The organism is Chryseobacterium taiwanense (genome assembly GCF_000813825.1).
In the GTDB taxonomy this organism is placed as follows: Bacteria; Bacteroidota; Bacteroidia; order Flavobacteriales; family Weeksellaceae; genus Chryseobacterium; species Chryseobacterium taiwanense.
The window spans coordinates 1-230 of record NZ_JWTA01000038.1 but is presented as its reverse complement, the minus strand read 5'-3'; the positions used below and the strand labels follow the sequence as shown (position 1 = coordinate 230).

The 230-nt window shown below is 40.0% G+C and carries 1 pseudogene; it reads right to left on the bottom strand.

Annotation, left to right across the window (positions count from 1 at the left end):
• Positions 1 to 230 (bottom strand): annotated as a pseudogene (locus RM51_RS18890) (peptidoglycan-binding protein LysM); the annotation flags it as partial.

Genomic DNA, 230 nt, shown 5'->3' with positions numbered 1-230 from the left:
GTTTGCGTATAAGTTCCGGCTGGTTTACCTAAAATATCAGAAGATGATGATTTAGCTGCTGGAATAGTATAATCTAAATTCAGTGTTAAGGCGCTTCCAAGAGGAGCATTAGATACTAAGGTTTGATCAGTCGCAGATAAAACTACAGCGCTTTTTGTTCCTCCCATTGTTCCGGCTGCTGTAGCTGCTTTAATCGTCAAGACATTTACAGGGATTAAGTTGGTTCCATT